Origin of the sequence: Rhodopseudomonas sp., assembly GCF_048594845.1 — a bacterium.
Classification (GTDB): domain Bacteria; phylum Pseudomonadota; class Alphaproteobacteria; order Rhizobiales; family Xanthobacteraceae; genus Rhodopseudomonas.
Window position 1 is genome coordinate 1 of the sequence record NZ_JBMDXE010000085.1, and the last position, 19,167, is coordinate 19,167.

Annotated in this window: 20 protein-coding genes; 5 read left to right on the forward strand and 15 right to left on the reverse strand. The window is 65.4% G+C overall.

What is annotated here, in order from left to right; all coding sequences use genetic code 11:
* Positions 1–27 precede the first annotated feature (27 nt).
* Positions 28–1,200, reverse strand: coding sequence for a phosphoserine transaminase (locus ACOJTD_RS05120; RefSeq protein WP_420131853.1), 1,173 nt, complete (start codon positions 1,198–1,200; stop codon positions 28–30).
* Between the two features lie 345 nt (positions 1,201–1,545).
* Between ACOJTD_RS05120 and ACOJTD_RS05125 the strand changes: the two genes are divergently transcribed.
* Entirely contained in the window at positions 1,546–1,803 is a 258-nt protein-coding gene (locus ACOJTD_RS05125) for a hypothetical protein (RefSeq protein ID WP_420131854.1), read from the forward strand.
* Positions 1,804–1,935: 132 nt separating this feature from the next.
* Here the strand turns inward: ACOJTD_RS05125 and ACOJTD_RS05130 are convergent, their stop codons facing one another.
* From ACOJTD_RS05130 to ACOJTD_RS05160, 7 genes are all read right to left on the reverse strand, one after another.
* Positions 1,936–2,286: a hypothetical protein gene (locus tag ACOJTD_RS05130; protein WP_420131855.1), complete on the reverse strand. Its 351-nt coding sequence runs from the start codon at positions 2,284–2,286 to the stop codon at positions 1,936–1,938.
* 107 nt (positions 2,287–2,393) lie between these two features.
* Positions 2,394–3,698 carry a methyl-accepting chemotaxis protein gene (locus ACOJTD_RS05135; protein ID WP_420131856.1) on the reverse strand — a complete coding sequence of 435 codons (1,305 nt, stop codon included), beginning with the start codon at positions 3,696–3,698 and terminating at the stop codon, positions 2,394–2,396.
* A complete protein-coding gene (locus ACOJTD_RS05140; RefSeq protein ID WP_420131857.1) occupies positions 3,673–4,197 on the reverse strand; it encodes a PAS domain-containing protein in 525 nt (174 codons plus the stop codon). The genes ACOJTD_RS05135 and ACOJTD_RS05140 overlap by 26 nt, the downstream gene beginning before the upstream one ends.
* A gap of 313 nt (positions 4,198–4,510) precedes the next feature.
* Positions 4,511–4,918 (reverse strand): GNAT family N-acetyltransferase, encoded by a 408-nt coding sequence (locus tag ACOJTD_RS05145; RefSeq protein ID WP_420131885.1) that lies wholly within the window; start codon positions 4,916–4,918, stop codon positions 4,511–4,513.
* Between the two features lie 68 nt (positions 4,919–4,986).
* The gene (locus tag ACOJTD_RS05150) at positions 4,987–5,586 is read right to left on the reverse strand and encodes a glutathione S-transferase family protein (RefSeq protein ID WP_420131886.1); all 600 of its coding nucleotides are present in this window, start codon (positions 5,584–5,586) and stop codon (positions 4,987–4,989) included.
* 68 nt (positions 5,587–5,654) lie between these two features.
* Complete coding sequence (locus tag ACOJTD_RS05155; protein ID WP_420131858.1) at positions 5,655–6,479, reverse strand: outer membrane protein; 825 nt, start codon at positions 6,477–6,479, stop codon at positions 5,655–5,657.
* Positions 6,480–6,621: 142 nt separating this feature from the next.
* A complete protein-coding gene (locus ACOJTD_RS05160; protein WP_420131859.1) occupies positions 6,622–7,467 on the reverse strand; it encodes an outer membrane protein in 846 nt (281 codons plus the stop codon).
* 504 nt (positions 7,468–7,971) lie between these two features.
* On the opposite strand from ACOJTD_RS05160, the gene ACOJTD_RS05165 reads away from it, so the two are divergent.
* Positions 7,972–8,433 (forward strand): VOC family protein, encoded by a 462-nt coding sequence (locus ACOJTD_RS05165; RefSeq protein ID WP_420131860.1) that lies wholly within the window; start codon positions 7,972–7,974, stop codon positions 8,431–8,433.
* A gap of 254 nt (positions 8,434–8,687) precedes the next feature.
* Here ACOJTD_RS05165 and ACOJTD_RS05170 read toward each other — a convergent pair whose 3' ends face one another.
* The 3 genes from ACOJTD_RS05170 to ACOJTD_RS05180 form a co-directional block, all read right to left on the reverse strand.
* Positions 8,688–9,950, reverse strand: a complete 1,263-nt coding sequence (locus ACOJTD_RS05170) for an MFS transporter (protein WP_420131861.1) — start codon at positions 9,948–9,950, stop codon at positions 8,688–8,690.
* 169 nt (positions 9,951–10,119) lie between these two features.
* Positions 10,120–11,472, reverse strand: coding sequence for a phosphoglucosamine mutase (gene glmM, locus ACOJTD_RS05175; RefSeq protein WP_420131862.1), 1,353 nt, complete (start codon positions 11,470–11,472; stop codon positions 10,120–10,122).
* 208 nt (positions 11,473–11,680) lie between these two features.
* Entirely contained in the window at positions 11,681–11,842 is a 162-nt protein-coding gene (locus ACOJTD_RS05180; RefSeq protein ID WP_420131863.1) for a hypothetical protein, read from the reverse strand.
* Between the two features lie 169 nt (positions 11,843–12,011).
* Between ACOJTD_RS05180 and ACOJTD_RS05185 the strand changes: the two genes are divergently transcribed.
* The 3 genes from ACOJTD_RS05185 (at position 12,012) to ACOJTD_RS05195 (ending at position 14,859) form a co-directional block, all read left to right on the forward strand.
* Complete coding sequence (locus ACOJTD_RS05185; RefSeq protein ID WP_420131864.1) at positions 12,012–13,151, forward strand: alpha-hydroxy acid oxidase; 1,140 nt, start codon at positions 12,012–12,014, stop codon at positions 13,149–13,151.
* Positions 13,152–13,303: 152 nt separating this feature from the next.
* Entirely contained in the window at positions 13,304–14,119 is an 816-nt protein-coding gene (locus ACOJTD_RS05190; protein ID WP_420131865.1) for an enoyl-CoA hydratase/isomerase family protein, read from the forward strand.
* A gap of 110 nt (positions 14,120–14,229) precedes the next feature.
* Positions 14,230–14,859: a trimeric intracellular cation channel family protein gene (locus ACOJTD_RS05195; protein WP_420131866.1), complete on the forward strand. Its 630-nt coding sequence runs from the start codon at positions 14,230–14,232 to the stop codon at positions 14,857–14,859.
* Positions 14,860–15,032: 173 nt separating this feature from the next.
* Here ACOJTD_RS05195 and ACOJTD_RS05200 read toward each other — a convergent pair whose 3' ends face one another.
* The 4 genes from ACOJTD_RS05200 to ACOJTD_RS05215 form a co-directional block, all read right to left on the reverse strand.
* Positions 15,033–15,656 carry a hypothetical protein gene (locus ACOJTD_RS05200; RefSeq protein ID WP_420131867.1) on the reverse strand — a complete coding sequence of 208 codons (624 nt, stop codon included), beginning with the start codon at positions 15,654–15,656 and terminating at the stop codon, positions 15,033–15,035.
* A 58-nt stretch (positions 15,657–15,714) separates the two neighbouring features.
* Positions 15,715–16,572 (reverse strand): shikimate dehydrogenase, encoded by an 858-nt coding sequence (locus tag ACOJTD_RS05205; RefSeq protein ID WP_420131868.1) that lies wholly within the window; start codon positions 16,570–16,572, stop codon positions 15,715–15,717.
* Positions 16,569–16,844: a helix-turn-helix domain-containing protein gene (locus ACOJTD_RS05210; RefSeq protein WP_420131869.1), complete on the reverse strand. Its 276-nt coding sequence runs from the start codon at positions 16,842–16,844 to the stop codon at positions 16,569–16,571. The genes ACOJTD_RS05205 and ACOJTD_RS05210 overlap by 4 nt, the downstream gene beginning before the upstream one ends.
* 105 nt (positions 16,845–16,949) lie before the next feature.
* Entirely contained in the window at positions 16,950–19,001 is a 2,052-nt protein-coding gene (locus ACOJTD_RS05215; protein WP_420131870.1) for an elongation factor G, read from the reverse strand.
* Positions 19,002–19,167 lie beyond the last annotated feature (166 nt).

Genomic DNA, 19,167 nt, shown 5'->3' on the forward strand with positions numbered 1-19,167 from the left:
CGCAAGCGGGGAGAGGTTGGGAGGCGATCAAGCCGCCTGAGTGAGCGAGGCCTTGGTGGTCTCGAACGCGTAGTCGAGCCACTGCGTCAGGGTCGCGACGTCGGCGGCTTCCACCGTCGCGCCGCACCAGATGCGCAGACCCGCCGGGGCGTCGCGATAGGCGCCGAGATCGTAGCCAGCACCTTCCTTCTCGACCACCGCGACCAGCTTCTTGGCGAAGTCGGCCTGGGCTTCGGCGGGAAGCGAAGTAATCGCCGGGTCCACCACCTTGAGGCAGACCGAGGTGTTGGAGCGGATCGCCGGATCGGCGGCCAGGAAGTCGGCCCACTTGGCCTTGGCCTGCCAGTCGGTCAACACCTTGGTGTTGGCGTCGGCGCGGGCGATCAGGCCCTTGAGGCCGCCCACCGACTTCGCCCAGTTGAGCGCGTCGATGTAGTCCTCGACGCAGAGCATCGACGGGGTGTTGATGGTCTCGCCCTGGAAGATACCCTCGATCAGCTTGCCGCCCTTGGTAAGGCGGAAGATCTTCGGCATCGGCCAGGTCGGCGTGTAGCTCTCGAGGCGGGCCACGGCGCGCGGGCTGAGGATCAGCATGCCGTGCGCGGCTTCGCCGCCGAGCGCCTTCTGCCAGGAGAAGGTGACGACATCGAGCTTCGGCCAGTCCAGCGGCTGCGCGAAGGCGGCCGAGGTGGCGTCGCAGATGGTCAGGCCTTCACGGTCGGCCTTGATCCAGTCGGCGTTCGGGACGCGCACGCCGGAGGTGGTGCCGTTCCAGGTAAACACGACGTCGGTGTTGCAATCGACCTTGGAGAGGTCGGGAATTTCGCCGTAACCAGCCTTGAGCTTCGTGACGTTGGGGAGCTTCAGCTCCTTGGTGATATCGCCGACCCAGCCGTCGCCGAACGATTCCCAAGCCAGCGTCGTGACCGGGCGCGGCCCGAGCAGCGACCACAGCGCCATTTCGACAGCGCCGGTATCAGAAGCGGGGACGATGCCGATCTTGTAGTCGGCGGGGACTTCAAGCACTTCGCGCGTCAGGTCGATCGCGAGCTTGAGCTTGGCCTTGCCGACCTTCGCGCGATGCGAGCGGCCGAGCGGGGCGTCCTTGAGATTTTCGGGGGACCAGCCGGGGCGCTTCGCGCAGGGGCCGGAGGAGAATTGCGGCGCATTCGGCCGCGAAGCGGGCTTCGCTACAGTCATAGTCTATCCTTCCAGATAGCTGCCTCTCGGTGGGGAGAGGTTTCCCGCCGCTGGGGATAGTCCTTTGAGCTCGAAAGTCAAGGAGATCGAACTCCGGGAGATGCCGGACACGGGCATGCCCAGCGCGAGCCGCCCGTCGCCCTCCTGCATCCCGGAGGAGCCGCGCGCGGCTGTGGCAAACTTGTGGCAACCGACTTCGCAGACCAGCCGCCTCCGGTCCCGGCCGATCGCCTGGTCCCCACGCAAAAGCGAGCGGTGATAACTCACCGCTCGCTCGGTCGCGTTGTTAGTTGTTACCGGCTGGCGCCAGTGCCGCTCGGGGCGCCGGCTGCACCGGACCCCGTAGTGGTGCCGGCGGCGGCGCCGCTGCTTGCCGACGATCCGGGAGGCGCCGTCACCGAACCGGCGTTCGACGCGCCACCAGGCGTCGATCCTTGCGACGCGGATTCGCCGCCTGCCTTGCTGGTTGAATTCAGCGTCGTCGTGCCGCTGCTGTTTTGGGCCGACGCGATCGCAGTGGAAGCCAGCAGCGCAGCCGCGATCATCGCGGACATTCCGAACTTGGATGACATTCGATACTCCTCCGGTTGTGTGCGGGACTAACCGTGGACTGTGAGCACCGTTCCGTTCGCGGCGACGGCAATGCCTGATATTGAAAGAGCTGTAACAGTGCGCCGCCACGCACGTAGCAGACGGCCGCTCCGCGGCCGCCTCGTCGCAGCAGACAATCGACTGTTACTTACCGACCGGCGCCGGGAAGCCAGGAGACGTCGTGCTGTCGCCCGGCAGCCCGCTGGGCGAGGCGCCGGTGCCGATGCTGCCCGGCGACGTCGTATTCGGCACGCCGGGCTGATTGATACCTGGGCTGTTGAGGTTCGATCCCGTGTTGGTTCCGGTGATGCCGGTTCCGGTGGCGGTGGTGCTGGAGCCGCCGGGCGCGGCACTGATGCCCGCCGTGCCGGGACTCTGCGCGCCGGTGGTCGGATCCACGGCAACGCCCGACGAGCCGGGCATTGTGGTCTGGGCATGAGCCGCGGACGCGGCGAGCAGCGCGGCGATCAAGGTCGTCTTGGATAGCAGGCGCATGGCTTGTCTCCCGTGTGAGACGGGACCAACCCAAGCCGGCAGCGGCCGTTCCTCTCGCCGGAGCAACCGCGATGTCGCGGCGCGGACGCAGCCGCGCCGCCGTCTGATCAAGCGACCTTGGCGATGAACTGCCGAACCTCGCTGCGCAAGGTCTCGACCTCCTGGGCGATCTTGCCCGACGCGTCGTTGACGCGCGAGGCAATGCGGCCGGTGTCGTCCGCGGCCTGACTAATCCCGGAGATGTTGCTCGACACTTCGCTGGTTCCGCTCGACGCCTGCTGCACGTTGCGGGCGATTTCCTGCGTCGCAGCGCCCTGCTGTTCCATGGCGGCCGCGATCGTGTTCGAGACTTCGCTGATCTCGCCGATCCGACGGCCGATCGCTTCCACCGCTTGCACCGACTGCTCGGTGATCTGCTGCACCTCGGCGATCGCCGCAGCGATTTCCTCGGTGGCCTTGGCGGTCTGGCTGGCCAGCGTCTTGACCTCGGATGCGACCACCGCGAAGCCCTTGCCGGACTCGCCGGCGCGGGCGGCCTCGATGGTCGCGTTGAGCGCCAGCAGGTTGGTCTGCGCCGCGACGGCGTTGATCAGCTTGATCACGTCGCCGATCCGCTGCGCGGCATCGGCGAGATTGCGGATCTTCTCGTTGGTCTGCTGGGCTTCTTCAACCGCGTGATGCGTGGCGGACGATGACAGAGTTACCTGCCGGGTGATCTCGACGATCGAGGCCGTCAGTTCCTCCGTCGCCGTCGCGACGCTCTGCACGTTGGCCGAGGCTTCCGAGGAGCCCGCCGCCACACCGCTCGACTGACGGCTGGTTTCTTCCGCGGCCGCTGCCATGGCGGAGGAGTCCGAACGCAGTTCCACCGCGGCGCCGGCCAGCACTTCGGCGACCCGATCCATGCTGGCTGCAAAGCCCTGCGCCTGCTGGGCGGTCTCGCGCACGCGCCGATCCATCGAATCGGTGCCGCTGTTGATGACATCGGCGGCGTTGCGGAACGAGCCCGGCAGGCCGCGCGTCAGCACTTTGCGGAAGCACTTGCCGTGCGAGGCATATTCCATCGACGCCGACGCTTCGCGGATGAAGGCATCGACAATGTCGAGCGCGTCGTTGATGCCGGCCTGGGCCCGGCCGATCTCGCCGCCATCGCGGCGGCCCATCACGCGGCCCTCGAGATCGCCGCGCTTGGCACTTTCGCAAACCTCCGCGATCTCGCGGACGGCGGACGAAGCCCGCCACGTCAACCAGATCGCCGCGCCGATCAGCAGCAGGGCCGGCAACATCGCCAGCGCATCCGGCAGCAGCCCCAACGGGCCGAAGGCGAGGTGAAGCCCACCGAGGGCCGCGGTCGCGACCAGCGCGCCGAACAGGGCGATCAGCGCCTTAGACAGAGAAGATGAATTCATCATAGCCCAAACCCTGCTTCTTCAGCATGTCCGTCAGCATCTCGTAGCCGCTCATCATGCCGTCCTTGGCATTGCGATGGCGGTTCTCTTCCTCGCGAATCTGCGCATAGAGCGGTTCGATCTTGGCGAGCTGGGCGCCCGTCGGCTTGCGGCGGTTGGAATGGAAGCCGAGCACGTTGCGCTGCGCATCGAGCGTCGGCGTGACGTGGGCGAACACCCAATAATGGTCGCCGTCGCGCGCCATGTTCACCACATAGGCGAAGATCTCCTTCTTCGCCTGAATGGTGTCCCACAGCAGCTTGAAGATGGTGCGCGGCATGTCCGGGTGGCGGATCATGCTGTGCGGCGCCCCGATCACCTCGCCGCGCGGATACTTCGACAGCCTGATGAAGACGTCGTTGGCGTAGGTGATGTGACCTTTGAGATTAGTCTTCGAAACAATCAGTTCTTCCTCGCCGAACGGGCATTCGACGCCCGTCGGCCTGACCTGCGGCCTGGCCATGTAGAATTTCCTCGTGCTGAGCGAGGGCAGCGGCCCTCACGGCGGGGGTTATCCTTCCCGTATATTCAACACGCTCAACCTGACTGCTGCGACTTACCGCGGTCTTAAAGTCGCACTCGGTAAATTTACCAGTATTGATCGAAATGACTTCGCGATCGAACGCCACCGCTACAAAGAGCGCCGAACTAACACATGTATTTCCGGCCCCACTGCTGATCATCGACGGATGAGTCGGCTTCAAGAGCGTCGCTGATCGGAAGTTGATTCGGCTGCGGCTGAGCAGTTTTGACCGCAGGATCATATCGCAACGCGATCATTGAAACCGGATCGTCATTCCGACATGACTGGGCGTAAATCCGAGCCGCGCGTAGAAGCGCTGGGCATCGACGCGGCTGTTGTGCGTGAACAGTTCGACCAGTCGGCAGCCCTGCTGCCGCGCCTCCGCGAGCGCCCATCCCACCATCAGCTCACCAATGCCGCGGCTGCGGCAGTCGGCGGCAACGCGCACATCTTCGATCAGTCCGCGCGAGGAGCCCTGCGAACTCAGCCCGGGCAGCACTGCGAGTTGAAGACAGCCGACCACGCGGCCGGACTTATCTTCGGCCACGATCATCTGGATCTGCGGCGCGGCCGCCATCGCATCGAACGCCGCGTAGTACGATTGGGGTAACGGATCTTCGATCCGCTCGCGACCCCGACCGAGAGGGTCGTCGGCGAGCATCGCTACGATGGCGGAAACATCCTCGCGCCGCGCCGGGCGCAGCGCGATTTTGTCTTTGTAATCCACGCTCACGCCACGCCGCCGATCGGCGCCAGGCCGAGCGCGCGCTCGACATCGCTGATCCAGCGCACCACAGCCGGATAATCGCGGAGCGCAAAACCGCCCTCGGGCGCGAGCCGCGTATAGGCGAGCAAGGCCACGTCAGCCAGCGTGCAGCACTCGCCGACCAGATACCTTGAGCCGGCGAGATGCCGCTCCATCAAGGTCAGCGCCGCGTGGCCGCGCTTGACGCGATCCGGGTCGAGCTCGGAGGCCGGCCTGCCAAGATAGACCATCTGATAACGGCACACCGCGATGTAGGGCTCGTGGCTGTATTGCTCCCAGAACAGCCACTCATCCATCTTGGCCGCCGCATAAGGATCGTCAGGAATGAGATCACTGCCGCGCGCCAGATAGCGGATGATCGCGTTGGACTGTGCCAGTGCGCGGCCATCCCCCAGCACCACGACCGGGACCTGCCCGGCCGGATTGAGCGCCAGAAATTCCGGCGTCCGCGTCTCGCCTTTCAGGGTATCGACCGCGACCCATTGATAAGGCAGCGACAGCGCATCGCACACCCACTTCACCTTCAGGCAATTGCCCGAGTTGAGATCGCCGTAAATCAGCATCGCGTCGTCCATCGTCGCGGCTCCCATCGATCAGGCGCCGGCAGCGACGTCAGCCTGCAAACCGCCGGTCAGAACTTGTAACCGAGGCCGCCCCGCACGGTCGACACCGCCGTGTTGATCGGCGCCGCGAATTTCTGGTACTCCCACTCGGCGCGCAGGAACAGTCCGCGATACAGCATCATGTCCATGCCGAGACCGGCCGAATAGCCGTAGATGAAGTGGCTGTTCATCTGCTCGGTCTTGTTATAGGCGAAGTTGATGGTCTGGAAGCCGGGCGCGGCGTTTGCATTAACGGCGGTGCCGGAGATCGACGCCGACCTGATGATGTCCGCCTGCCCCAGCGCGACGCCGCCGAAAGCATACGGCAGGAAGCTGCCGATCGCCCAGCCGGCACGGCCGCGGATCGAGCCGACATCCGTGACCTGCATATTGGCGCTCGCCCTGTAGGTCACGCCGTTGGTGTAGCCGTCGGACGTGGTGAAGCTGCGCCCCATCGCACCCGAGTCCGAGCCGCCGAAATTGCCGTGCATGTAGTTGGCTTCGAGGCCGAGGATCACATCGTCCCATTGCCAATTGTAACCAACGAAGCCGCCGTAGCCGCTGCCTTGCGCCGAGCGCTTGCCGAGCACGGGCCACTGCGACACCTGGTATTCGTTCTCGATCGTGGTCAACGCCATCATGCGCGACGCGATATTGGACGTCGAATTTGTGAAGTCCATGTCGGACGTGCCGTAGCCGCCCTGACCACCGACGTAGAAGCCCTGCCAGTTGACGACGCCGGGGGGCGTATCCACCACCGCGCCGCGTAGCGCGCCGAACTCCGGCATATCGGCCGCGTGGGCGCCCTGCGCCGCCGCCACGACCATCGCCGCTGCTACCAGAACTCCACGCATCGCAACGCTCCTCGACCAAACCGGTACGTCGCAATCATCGCGTGTTAACCTTAATCAATCCTTGTCGCCCACCCCATTTGGCAAAACAAAACGGCGCGGGAAGCTCCCGCGCCGTTAAGATTCGTAAACGTTTTGAGGCCGATCAGCCCTTGCGCATCAAGGGCGGCGGCGGCGCGTAGACCGGGCCGGAGTCGATGTTCCAGCGCACGCCGAGCTTCACGTCGTGCGAGGTGATATCCTTGAACTTGAAGGTGTTGTTGGTGGTGGCGCCGGTGAAGTCGGAGAGCACGCCGGTGTAGCCGTCGCCGAGGTTGAGGTAGCTGTAGGCCAGTTCGAGGGTCAGGTTCGGATTGACCTTGTAGGCGAGACCCGTGTGCAGCGCCCACGCCAGATTCCACTTCGAGGCCGTCGGCGCGCTGGCGAAGCTGGTGGTCGAGAACGGCAGGTTGTTGATGCCGGTATCGGTGAAATTCGCCATCGTCACTCGCGCGGCACCGACGCCGGCGCCGATGAACGGCGTCACACACCACCAGGTGCCGAGATCGACGTAGCCGTTGGCCATCACCAGCCATTCCGACTTGCTGGCGCCGTAGTTATCGATGCCGTTATAGGGCGTACCGAAGGACGTGCCGGTGAACCGGTCGGTGCCCTTGAAGTTCGAATTGCCGCGATACTGACCGACGAGGTCGGCGCGGAACCAGCTGTTGAACTGATAGCCGACGCCGAGACCGTAGATGCCGGCGGCATCGAACGAGGTCTGCTGGTCGAACGAGGTGAGCTGCGAATAGGCCGAGTCGCGGCCGTAGCGTAGATCCTTGACCTTCTGGTTGCTGAAACCGATGTCGCCGCGCAGGTACCAACCTCCGAAATCCTCAGCCGGGGGCGGCGCATAGGCGGGCGGCGGGGCAATCGGCATATCTGCCGCCATCGCGGTCGAGGCAATCAGCGAAGCCGCGCCGGCGGCCATCATTATCTTCACGCTACGCATTGGCTTCGTCCTTTGGTCCAATGATCAACCGAAGGCCCCACTCCGGTGAGCCTTTGACCAAAACGATGCCAGCAATTCCTTAAGCGCCACTTAACCCTAATTTTTAAGGTTGATATTTGGTGACGTCGCGGCGCGTCGCACTAACGATTGCCGCCGACGGCGCGCCAGCCCGGATTGCTAACCAATCGTTACCAACCCAATTTCATCCGACGCATGGAACCCGGCATTGGCGGCGCCCTGCTACTCCGGCGTCGAATCTGAGCTGAGGAGGCCGATCGAAGATGGAGACGGTCAAAATCAGCTGCGGACTTTCCACGCGTCCTGCCCGGCCTTGTGCCGCGCACCCATGCTTTCAGAAAGCGGATGTTTGTGATCAACATTCGTTTCAAGCTGAGCATCCTTCGCGCGCAGGTAGGGGAATCTTGGCCAGACCCTTCTCCTCCTCACTAAGTTTGCCCGGCACAAGCTATCGCGTCCTAGACAAACCGGAATGGAAGCGCATCAGTGGATAACAATGCAGGCGTGACCAACGTCGATCACATTGGGTTTGCCGTTTCATCTCTTGAAGAGGCTGTCCGGTTCTGGACGGAGGCGCTTGGGTTCACGCTCGAACGACAGGCGGAGATGGGAGGGGATTTCCTGCATCAGGTCACCGGCGTCGATGATCCGAATGTGCGAACGGCGATCGTGAAGGCTCCGGACGGATTCATCGTCGAGTTGCTGCAATACTCCAAAGGTCTTCGGAATGGGCAGGCGCCGGAAAGCGCGGGTGCGATCGGCGCCGCCCACCTGGCTCTGACCGTCCGGAATATCCATGCGGCCATCACCCGGGTCGAGGCCGCCGGATGGAAGGCCAAGGGCAACCCGCTGCCGATTCCGGGAGGTCCAAGAAAGGGAACGCTGACCGCCTACGTCTCGGGTCCCGACCATATTACGATCGAATTCATGCAGCCCGCTGCACCGTGACAGGACGGGCAGAGCCCAAATATCGGCGCTACTCACGGGACTGACAGCAAACGCCTGCGTCCCCAACCCGGTGAAGGACCGTGATCCCGACCTGCCTCAGCGGACGCTGGTCAAGTCATTCTGCGATGCCCCCGTGGGCCTCGAAGCATCGGCCGCAATCACCGTCTCCGCATCCTTCGAGGCGAGCTACCCGCGCCGCTCGGGATGACGACTTCGTACCTCGGAAAACGCGCCGCTTCCATCGATGAAGCGCTCTAATGCGCGTGGCGCGGCATCTTCGGCAGCAGCACCGCGAGCAGGCCCAGGATCGGCAGGAACGAGCAGATCTGGTACACGAAGTCGATGCCGTAGTGGTCGGCCACCTCGCCGAGCGCCGCCGCACCGAGGCCGCCGATGCCGAAGGCGAAGCCGAAGAACACGCCCGAGATCATGCCGAACCGATGCGGCATCAGCTCCTGCGCGAACACGATGATGGCGGGCGTCGCCGAGGCAAGGATGAAGCCGATGAACACGGTGAGCACCGCGCTGGCGTACAGCCCGGCGTAAGGCAGCGCCAGCGTGAACGGCAGAATGCCGAGGATCGAGAACCAGATCACGTAGCGCCGGCCGAACCTGTCGCCGAGCGGGCCGCCGAAGAACACCCCGGCCGCGGTGGCGGCGAGGAAGATGAACAGGAACATCTGCGCGGTCTGGGTCGAGACGTGGAATTTCCCGATCAGATAGAACGTGTAGTAACTCGACAGGCTCGACAGATAGAGCTGCTTGGAGAACAGCAGCGCCACCAGCACGACCAGTGCGACCATCACCCTGCGCCGGCCGGGCGCATGCGGATGCGGGCTCACCACCATCTTCTTCTTGCCGGCGACCTGCGGCTTGTACCACACGCCGATCCGCCACAGCACCAGGATGGCGACGAAAGCGATCGACGAGAACCAGGCGATCGAAGGCTGGCCGAACGGCACGACGATCAACGCCGCCAGCACCGGGCCGAGCGCGGTGCCGGCATTGCCGCCGACCTGAAACACCGACTGCGCCATGCCGTGCCGCCCGCCGGAGGCGAGCCGCGCGATCCGCGCCGACTCCGGGTGAAACACTGCGGAGCCGAGGCCGATCATCGCCGCGGCAATCAGGATCACCGCGTAGGAGTGCGCCACGCTGAGCAGCAGCAGGCCCAGGAAGGTCGAGCCCATGCCGATCGCCAGCGAGAACGGCTGCGCCTTCTTGTCGGTCATGTACCCGACCACCGGCTGCAGCAGCGAGGCGGTGAACTGAAACGCCAGCGTGATCATGCCGATCTGGCCGAAATCCAGCGCGTAGTTCGCCTTCAGGATCGGATACACCGACGGAATCAGCGACTGCATCGTGTCGTTGAGGAAATGCGAGAAGCTGATGCCGCCGAGCACGACATAGGCCGGCCCCGTGGCCGACGGCGCTGCCGGCTTGGTGAGCTCTGGCAGCGGCGGCTCGGCGGGAGTGACCGGAGCGGCGATATCCGCGTCGACGACAGGCTTGTTCACGGCGTTTCCTGAAAGATTCTTGCCGCGCCGGTCGGTCCCGGGGCAGCCACAACGAAAGACGGCCGGCATCGGTGCCGGCCGTTTCCAAATTAGTCCCTATCGCCGTGGCTTGGTAGCGACAAATCGCGATGGCAGCGATGCACGCTGCGGCGCAACTACGCGCCGCAGACTACGCGGCTGCCGCGGCTGCGCTTCCCACCGCGTCGACGATGGTGTCGACGACGTCCTCGACCAGTTCGCGGTCGTCGCCCTCGCCCATCACACGTATCACCGGCTCGGTGCCCGACGCCCGGATCAGCAGCCGGCCGTGGCCGTTGAGCCGCTTCTCGGCGTCGCTGATCGTCGCCTGCACGCGCGCGTCGTCGAGCGGACGGCCCGACCGATAGCGCACGTTCTTGAGAATCTGCGGCAGCGGATCGAAGCGATGGCAGACTTCCGACACCGGGCGGCGCAGTTTCTGCACCACCGCCAGCACCTGCAGCGCAGCGACGAAGCCGTCGCCCGTGGTGTTGTAGTCGGACAGGATGATGTGGCCCGAAGCCTCGCCACCGACGTTGTAGCCGCCCTTCAGCATCGCCTCGAGCACGTAGCGGTCGCCGACCGCGGTGCGCACCAGCTCGATGCCCTCGGCGGCGAGGAAGCGTTCGAGCCCCAGATTCGACATCACGGTCGCCGCGATGCCCGGCTTGGCGAGCCGGCCGTCTTCCTTCCAGCTGTGCGCGATCACCGCCAGCAGCTGATCGCCGTCGACCACGTGGCCGCGTTCGTCGACCATGATGACGCGGTCGGCGTCACCGTCGAGCGCGATGCCGATGTCGGCGCGCATCTCGCGGACCTTGCGGCACAGCGCTTCAGGAGACGTCGAGCCGCATTCCTTGTTGATGTTGAATCCGTCCGGCTCGACACCCATCGCGATCACGTCGGCGCCGAGCTCCCACAGCGCCTCGGGCACCACCTTGTAGGCGGCGCCATTGGCGCAATCGACCACGACGCGCAGCCCGTCGAGCGACAGGTCGCGCGGCAGCGTGCGCTTGGCGAATTCGATGTAGCGGTCGCGGACGCCGTCGATGCGGCGGGCACGGCCGAGGCCGGCGCTCTCCGACAGCTTCTTGTCGAGCGACTCGTCGAGCAGTTGCTCGATCTGCTTTTCGACGTCGTCGCTGAGCTTGAAGCCGAGCGGGCCGAACAGCTTGATGCCGTTGTCCTCGAACATATTGTGCGATGCAGAAATCATCACCCCGAGATCGGCGCGCATCGACTTGGTCAGCATCGCGACTGCGGGCGTCGGCATCGGTCCGACCAGCATCACGTCCATGCCGACCGAGGTGAAGCCGGCCACCATAGCGTTCTCGATCATGTAGCCGGACAGCCTCGTGTCCTTGCCGATGACGACGCGATGGCGATGGTCGCCGCGCTGAAACACCAGCCCCGCCGCCTGCCCGACCTTCAAAGCGAGCTCCGGCGTGATCAGGCCATTGGCGCGGCCCCGGATCCCGTCCGTCCCGAAATATTTGCGGCTCATCAAAATCCCCCGCCCGGCCACGCTCCGGCGTCCGAAGACCAGGTATCCGGTCAGCGCCGCGTGGCGAAACCCCGCTTATAGGACCAATTTAGCGGTCGGCCCTTCAAAAAATATAAAGAAAAATTACGCGCCGCGGACCCGGGGACCGCGGCGCAAGCTGTTGAAAACCATGGATTTCATGCCTCGGCAAAGCACGAGGTCGGGTTCCCTAGCCCTTGCGCTTGCTGTCGCCATCCGGCTTCGAGGGCGCCGGCTGGGTCACGCTCACCGGGTCCGAGCCCGGAAAGGAATCCTCCAGCCCCTCGTCGAGCTGCTTCTCGAGGTCCTTGTCCTTGGACTTGTTGGCGGAGTGATCCGTCTTCTCAGTCATCGCCTGCTCCTGAATGTGTTGCTCGACCGGTGCAACGCATGGGAACCGGGGCTGTTCCCGCGACCGCCCGGCGCACGCCCAGGCCCCGCGCGGAGACATGTCGCACCTCGCTGCGGCGTGCTACAGGACGCCACGCGCCGAAAAAACCGACCGGGGACGGGCAACGTTCATGAAATACATCACCTGCATCGAGGACCTTCGCCAGATTCACAAGCGCAAGGTGCCGAAGATGTTCTTCGACTACGTCGATCACGGCTCCTATGCGGAGGAGACGCTCCGGGCCAATGTCGACGACCTCAAGCGAATCAAATTCCGCCAGCGCATCCTGGTCGACATCTCCAAGCGTGACCTGTCGACCACCATCCTGGGCGACAAATACGCGATGCCGCTGATCCTGGCGCCCGTCGGCTCGACCGGCATGCAGTATGGCGACGGCGAGATCCACGCCTGCCGCGCCGCGCACGCCGCCGGCATTCCCTACACGCTGTCGACGATGTCGATCTGCTCGATCGAGGACGTCGCTGCCAATGTCGAGAAGCCGTTCTGGTTTCAGCTCTATGTGATGCGCGACCGCGGCTTCGTCAAAGCGCTGATCGAGCGCGCGATCGCGGCCAAGTGCAGTGCGCTGGTTCTCACCGTCGACCTTCAGGTGATCGGTCAGCGCCATCAGGACATCAAGAACGGCATGACGGTGCCGCCGGAAATCTTCCGGCCGAAGAACCTGATCGACATCGCCACCAAGCCCGGCTGGGTGAAGGGCATCCTCGGCGCCAAGCAGCGCAACTTCGGCAACATCGCCGGCCATCTGCCGGGCTCGAAGGATCTGGAGTCGGTGTCGGCTTGGGTCGCGTCGCAATTCGATCCGGCGCTGAACTGGAAGGACATCGACTGGATCCGCTCGATCTGGCCGGGCAAGCTGATCATCAAGGGCATCCTCGATGTCGAGGACGCGCGCGAGGCCGTCAAGGTCGGCGCCGAGGCGCTGGTGGTGTCGAACCACGGCGGCCGCCAGCTCGACGGCGCGCCGTCGTCGATCGAGGTGCTGCCGGAGATCGTCCACACTGTCGGCTCGCATATCGAGGTGATGTTCGACGGCGGCATCCGCTCCGGCCAGGACGTGATGCGGGCGCTGGCGCTCGGCGCCAAGAGCTGCATGATCGGCCGCGCCTACATCTACGGCCTCGGCGCGTTCGGCGGCCCGGGTGTGGCGAAGGCGATCGACATCATCGGCCGTGAGCTGTCGACCACCATGGGCCTGTGCGGCGTCAACGCCATCAACCAGATCGACGAGAAGGTGCTGGCGGACTAATCGCGCGCTAACCTCTCCCCGCGTCATTGCGAGCATAGCGAAGCAATCCAGCCGAGTGCACGGCGCTGGATTGCTTCGTCGGCTCCGCCTCCTCGCAATGACGGGGAGAAGACAACTACAAGCAACAAGAACAACAAAACAGGAGGACACCGATGACGGAAACGAAGCGCGCCACAGAGACTGCGTCCAGCGAAGTGCTCTACGCCGTCGAGGATCACATCGCCACCATCACGCTGAACGCGCCGCAGCGGATGAATACGATCTCCGGCCCGATGCTCAACGAGTTGGCGGCGCTGCTGATCAAGGCCAACCAGGACGCGGACGTCCGCTGCGTCATCCTCACCGGCAATGGCCGCGCGTTCTGCGCCGGGCTTGATCTCACCAAGGAGCGCAACGACGAGGGGCTCAGCGCGGCGTCGTCGCCGACCACGCTCGACCTGCGCAACACCCCGCCGACCGTGCTGCAGGGCATGGACAAGCCGACGATCTGCGCCGTCAATGGCGGCGCCGCCGGCTACGGCATGGACACGGCGCTCGGCTGCGACATCCGCATCATGGCGGAATCGGCCAAGCTGGCCGCCGCGTTCGTCAAACGCGGCGTGGTGCCGGAGAGCGGCGGCACCTGGTTTCTGCCGCGGATGATCGGCTGGGCCAAGGCATCCGAGCTGATCTTCACGGGCCGCACGCTGAGCGCGCGCGAGTGCCTCGACTGGGGGCTGGCCAACGAAGTCGTCCCGGATGCCGAGCTGATGGGCCGCGCCCGCGCCGTGGCGAAGGAGATCGCCGGCAACGCGCCACTCGCCGTGCAGGCCGCCAAGCGGATGATGCGGATCGGCCTCAACGAGACCTTCCCCGACCACGTCCATCACGTGTACTTGCAGCTGCTGCCGCTGTTCAAGACGCAGGACATGAAGGAAGGCATCGCCGCCTTCATGGAAAAGCGCGAGGCGAAGTTCGTCGGCCGGTAGAGCGCTTTCTCGACGGAGCGAAGCGACAGTGTCATTCTCTACGTCATGGCCGGCTCGTGCCGGTCCATGACGACTAAATCAGCTCGACAGACGTCGCAGCGGAGAGCCCGATGTTCGAAACCGTGACGACGCTGCTGGATTGGCTCGGCATCGTCGTGTTCGCGGTGACCGGAGCGCTGGTGGCGTCGCGCAAGGAGATGGACATCGTCGGCTTCGCGATGCTCGGCACCGCGACCGGCATCGGCGGCGGCACGCTGCGCGACGTGCTGCTCGATCAGCCGGTGTTCTGGTTGCACGAGCCCGGCTATCTGATCGCCTGCGTGCTGGTATCGTGCGTGGTGTTCTTCACCGCTCATGTTCCGCATTCGCGCTACCAGGCGCTGCTCTGGCTCGACGCGGTCGGGATGGCGCTGTTCGCGGTGAGCGGCGCCGAGCGCGCCGCGCTGGCGGGGGCAAACGGCATCGTCGCGGTGGCGATGGGCGTCGTCACCGCGACCTTCGGCGGCATCCTTCGCGATCTACTCGGCGGCGAAAGCCCGGTGATCCTCAGCCGCGAGATCTACGTCACGGCGGCCCTGCTGGGCGCCGCGACGTTCGTGGTGTTGATGAGCCTGGGCGCACCGAGCGAACTCAGCACCGGCGCCGGCTTTGCGCTCGCGCTGCTGATCCGGGCGGCGGCGCTGTGGCGCGGCTGGTCGCTGCCGCGCTACCGACCGCGGCCGGGCCAAGGTGACAATTAGCTTGCGTCATCGACTCATTGAAGCGTTACGGCCCAGCCCGAGGCACTGCATCCTCATCCTGAGGAGCCCGGCGAAGCCGGGCGTCTCGAAGGATGGGGCAACACATTCCCTGCGGCTCATGGTTCGAGACGGCGCTTCGCGCCTCCTCACCATGAGGGCTTGCCTATTGCAGCTTACATTGGCGGCGTGATGCCGCCCTGGCCGACAGCGATGCGGCTGGTCTGGAACGAACCGTCCGGCAGCGTCTTGCCGAACGCGATGATCTTGGCGCCCAGCTTGAGATCGGACTTCTGGGCCGGTCCGTAGGTGACGATCTGGGTCTTCGGCGTGACGGTGATGACCTTCTCGCCGCCTTTGTACTTCACCTTGACGGTGTTGCCGTCGTTGCTGGTGACAGACTGATCCACGGTGGCGTTGGTCATCGTGCTGTTCGGTCCGAGGTCCCAGGCGCGCGAGCCTTCGCCGGTGCCGCGCATCGATTCCGGGAAGATGTGGATCTCGACTGCGTTGTGCGCCCCGTTCGGGCCCGGCACCGTCGTGGCACCAACGAACGCGCCGGGCTTCACCTCCGACAACGAGCTCGGCAAGATGCCGGCGACGCGCAGATCCGGCTGCAACTGCAATTTCACATCCTGGCCGCTGCGCGACTTCACCGCGATGCTGTCGCCATCGACGCGCTCGATCTCACCGCGCACCTTGGTGGGCGTCGGCGATTGCTGGGCCAAGGCAGTGGAAACGGACAGTCCGAGCACGGCTGCAGCGACGAGCGGACGGGTGACAGACAAACGAAACGACATCGACGAGTTCTCCAGCGAAGCCCCGTGATGCAAATGCCGTAGGTCGCCGGCTATTCAGTCACGTATGCGCGAGCAGATCGGCCTCGACCAATTCGCGCAGCTCGGCGGTGACGTGCGGCCGCGCGCCGAACCACAATTCGAAGCCGCGCACCGCCTGATGCAGCAGCATGCCGAGCCCGTCCGCCGTGCGCAGGCCGCGGCCGCGGGCTTCGGCGAGCAGCTCGGTCTGCAGCGGCACATAGACGAGATCGGCAACGACCGCATCGGCCTGCAGCGGCTCGAGATCGAGATCGAGCGACGGCTGGCCCTTCATGCCGAGCGAGGTGGTGTTGACCAGCAGCCCGGCGCCCGGCAGCGCCGCTGCCGCCTCGGTCCAGGCGATCGGCACCACGCGGTCGCCGAACAGACCGGCGAGCGCCTGCGCGCGATCGATGGAGCGATTGGCGAGCGCGATGCGCTTGATACCGCGCTCCAACAGGCCGAACAGCACCGCGCGGGACGAGCCGCCGGCGCCCAGCACCAGCGCCTGCTCGGCACGATCCCAGCCGGGCGCGCTGGCGTCGAGATTGGCGATGAAGCCTTCGACATCGGTATTGGTCGAGCGCAGCACGTCGCCGTCGTAATACAGCGTGTTGGCGGCACCGACCGCGCGGGCGCGCTCGTCGGGCTGCGTCAATTGCAGCGCGCGTTCCTTGTGCGGGATGGTGACGTTGGCGCCGCTGTAGCCGTGCGTCCGAAGGTTGAGCACAAATTCAGCGAAGCCTTCGGGCGGCACCGACTCGATCGAATAGCCGCCCGGAATGCCGAGCGTGCGCAGCCAGTAATGATGGATCAGCGGCGAGCGGGAATGCGCGGCTGGCCAGCCGATCAGGCAGGCGGCGGTGTGGCCCTCGCCGGGATGGACCGGGGCGCTCATGGCTCGTCCCTCGCCGGTTGCGGCGCCGCCTGGCGCAGCCGCACGCCGCGGCCGCCGTCCTCGCTGCGGGCGTGCTCGCCGATCAACTCGACGCCGGCGCGATTGAGGGCGTCGACCACCCGGGTCAGCGACTCGACGATGCCGCGGACGTTGCCGCCGCTGGCTTCCATCCGCTGGATGGTCGGCACCGACACGCCGGCGAGCTTCGCCAGCTCACGCTGGTCGATCCCGAGCAGCGCCCGCGCCGCACGCATTTGAGCCGAAGTGATCAAGCGAGCCTTCCAATTCCGGTCCGCCTATCGGCTACAGCAAATATGAAACGGCTTCAATGATGCTTGGCACATCATTGAAGCCGTTTCGTCTCTAACGACGGTCGGTCAGGCGGCAACCTGGCGGTGCGCCGCGATGATCTGGTCGGCGGTCCGCCCGGACACCTCGGCCATGTGGTCGAAGCTGCGGGTGAAGCTGCCGGCGCCGGCGGTGGCCGAGCGCAGCTCGACGATCAGGTCGCCGATCTCGGCCTCAGGCATGGTGGCCCGCACCACGTCCCAGCCAGACCAGCCGTCGCGGGTGTCGAAGCCGAGGATCTGGCCCCGCCGCCCGGACAGGATGGCGTTGACCTTGGCGGTGGCTTCGGTCGGGCAGACGATCTCGACATTGTGGATCGGCTCCAGCAGCACCGGCTGACACTGCGGCAGCGCCTCGGTAATGCCGATCCGCGCCGCGGTGCGGAACGCCTGATCGGAGGAGTCGACGCTGTGATACGAGCCGTCGGTCAGCGTGACATGGACGTCGACCACCGGGAAGCCGAGCGGCCCCATCCGCAGCGCGTCGGCCGCGCCCTCCTCGACCGCGCCGATGTAGTTGCGCGGCACCGCGCCGCCCACCACCCTCTCGGCGAATACGAAGCCATCACCACGCGGCAGCGGCTTGATGTCGAGCACGACATCGCCGAACTGGCCGTGGCCGCCCGACTGCTTCTTGTGCCGGCCGCGCTGGGTGACGGATTTGCGGATGGTCTCGCGATAGCCGATCGCCGGCGGATGCGATTTGACGCTGACGCCGTAGCGGTCCTTGAGCCGCTCCAGCGCCACGCGCAGATGCATCTCGCCCTGCCCCCAAAGCACGATATCGTGGGTCTGCGGATCGTGGATCACGGTGAGCGACGGGTCTTCCTCGGCGAGACGCTGCAGCGACTGGCCGAGCTTGACGTCGTCCTTGCGGTCGGCGGCGGCGAGCGCCATCGCCAGCACCGGCGGGGCGGCGGCGATCTCGACCAGCGCCGACGGCGCGGTCTTGCCGTTACCGAAGGTGTCACCGGTCTTGATGCTATCGAGCTTGCCGAGCGCGACGACGTCGCCGGCCGTGGCGGAAGGACGCTTACTATCATGTCCGCCACCCACCGCCTGAATGCCCGAGACGCGCGCCGACTCGCCGGCCGCCGACAATACGTTGTCGCCGTCGTTGAGCGTGCCGGTGAACACGCGGGCGAGCGACAGCTTGCCGCCGTGCTGCAGGTGATTAGTCTTGAACACGTAGCCGACCGCCTCCTTGGCGGAGGCGACACCGAGGCGCGCCGCGGTCTCGGCGATATCGGGCGCTTCGTGGCGCAGCGCTTTAAGCAGACGCATCACGCCGTTCTCGCGCAATGCCGAGCCGAGTAGCACCGGGCAGATCAGGCCTTCGCGCAGCTCGCGCGCCAGATCGTCGAACACTGCGTCGCGCGGCGGCGGAATGTCTTCGAGCAACTGCTCCATCAGCGAGTCGTCGTGATCGGCGAGCTTCTCCAGCATCGAGAAGCGTGCTTCCTTCTCGCGATCGAGATCACCGCCTTCGAGCGCGATGACTTCGGATGGTTTGTGCTCGCGATAGACGAAGGCGCGCTCCAGCGCGAGGTCGACATAGCCGGCGATCAGTTCGCCGTTCCAGATCGGGATCTGGCGCAGCACCAGCGGAATACGCGACGCCGGCTGCAGGCTGTCGAGCACTTCGCGAATACGCTTGTTGGCGCGATCGATCTTGTTGAGGAACAGAAAGCGCGGAATGCCGAGGTCTTCGAGTTCGCGCAGGATCAGCTGCAACTGCGGCAGCTTGCGCTCGTCGGCTTCACACACCACGATCGCGGCGTCGACGGCGGGCAGCGCCGCGCGCATGTCGTGCGCGAATTCGACGGAGCCGGGACAATCGAGGAAGGTGTAGGTCTCTCCCATGAACTGCGTGGTGACCGCAGTGAGGCCGAGCCCCATCTTGTGATGCCGCGCCTCCGGGCTGGCATCGCCCACCGAGGTGCCGGCATCGACCGAACCGGCACGCGGCACGGCGCCGGTACGGGCCAGGATCGCTTCGAGTAGTGTGGTTTTTCCGCTTTGGAATGGGCCCACCAGTGCGATGCACCGGGGACCACGGGGACTTCTGACGTCTTGTCCCATCGCCGCCTCCTTCTTCTGGAGCTCGGCCCGTGATTGGGTCGGCAAGACGAGATGCTTCCGCAATGAACGACGCTTGGCAAGCGCGAAAAATTACGATGTCTCTACGACCGGCTTGAGCAGGATCAAGGACAGCATCAAATCATCGCTGCGGCGCACGCACGTTGCG

What these genes read in the sequence shown, in the direction of transcription:
- ACOJTD_RS05120 (WP_420131853.1), bottom strand. Translation starts at nt 1,200, where the DNA reads ATGACTGTAGCGAAGCCCGCTTCGCGGCCGAATGCGCCGCAATTCTCC.
- ACOJTD_RS05130 (WP_420131855.1), bottom strand. Translation starts at nt 2,286, where the DNA reads ATGCGCCTGCTATCCAAGACGACCTTGATCGCCGCGCTGCTCGCCGCG.
- ACOJTD_RS05135 (WP_420131856.1), bottom strand. Translation starts at nt 3,698, where the DNA reads ATGATGAATTCATCTTCTCTGTCTAAGGCGCTGATCGCCCTGTTCGGC.
- ACOJTD_RS05140 (WP_420131857.1), bottom strand. Translation starts at nt 4,197, where the DNA reads ATGGCCAGGCCGCAGGTCAGGCCGACGGGCGTCGAATGCCCGTTCGGC.
- ACOJTD_RS05145 (WP_420131885.1), bottom strand. Translation starts at nt 4,918, where the DNA reads ATGCTCGCCGACGACCCTCTCGGTCGGGGTCGCGAGCGGATCGAAGAT.
- ACOJTD_RS05150 (WP_420131886.1), bottom strand. Translation starts at nt 5,586, where the DNA reads ATGCTGATTTACGGCGATCTCAACTCGGGCAATTGCCTGAAGGTGAAG.
- ACOJTD_RS05155 (WP_420131858.1), bottom strand. Translation starts at nt 6,479, where the DNA reads ATGCGTGGAGTTCTGGTAGCAGCGGCGATGGTCGTGGCGGCGGCGCAG.
- ACOJTD_RS05160 (WP_420131859.1), bottom strand. Translation starts at nt 7,467, where the DNA reads ATGCGTAGCGTGAAGATAATGATGGCCGCCGGCGCGGCTTCGCTGATT.
- glmM (WP_420131862.1), bottom strand. Translation starts at nt 11,472, where the DNA reads ATGAGCCGCAAATATTTCGGGACGGACGGGATCCGGGGCCGCGCCAAT.
- ACOJTD_RS05180 (WP_420131863.1), bottom strand. Translation starts at nt 11,842, where the DNA reads ATGACTGAGAAGACGGATCACTCCGCCAACAAGTCCAAGGACAAGGAC.
- ACOJTD_RS05185 (WP_420131864.1), top strand. Translation starts at nt 12,012, where the DNA reads ATGAAATACATCACCTGCATCGAGGACCTTCGCCAGATTCACAAGCGC.
- ACOJTD_RS05190 (WP_420131865.1), top strand. Translation starts at nt 13,304, where the DNA reads ATGACGGAAACGAAGCGCGCCACAGAGACTGCGTCCAGCGAAGTGCTC.
- ACOJTD_RS05195 (WP_420131866.1), top strand. Translation starts at nt 14,230, where the DNA reads ATGTTCGAAACCGTGACGACGCTGCTGGATTGGCTCGGCATCGTCGTG.
- ACOJTD_RS05200 (WP_420131867.1), bottom strand. Translation starts at nt 15,656, where the DNA reads ATGTCGTTTCGTTTGTCTGTCACCCGTCCGCTCGTCGCTGCAGCCGTG.
- ACOJTD_RS05205 (WP_420131868.1), bottom strand. Translation starts at nt 16,572, where the DNA reads ATGAGCGCCCCGGTCCATCCCGGCGAGGGCCACACCGCCGCCTGCCTG.
- ACOJTD_RS05215 (WP_420131870.1), bottom strand. Translation starts at nt 19,001, where the DNA reads ATGGGACAAGACGTCAGAAGTCCCCGTGGTCCCCGGTGCATCGCACTG.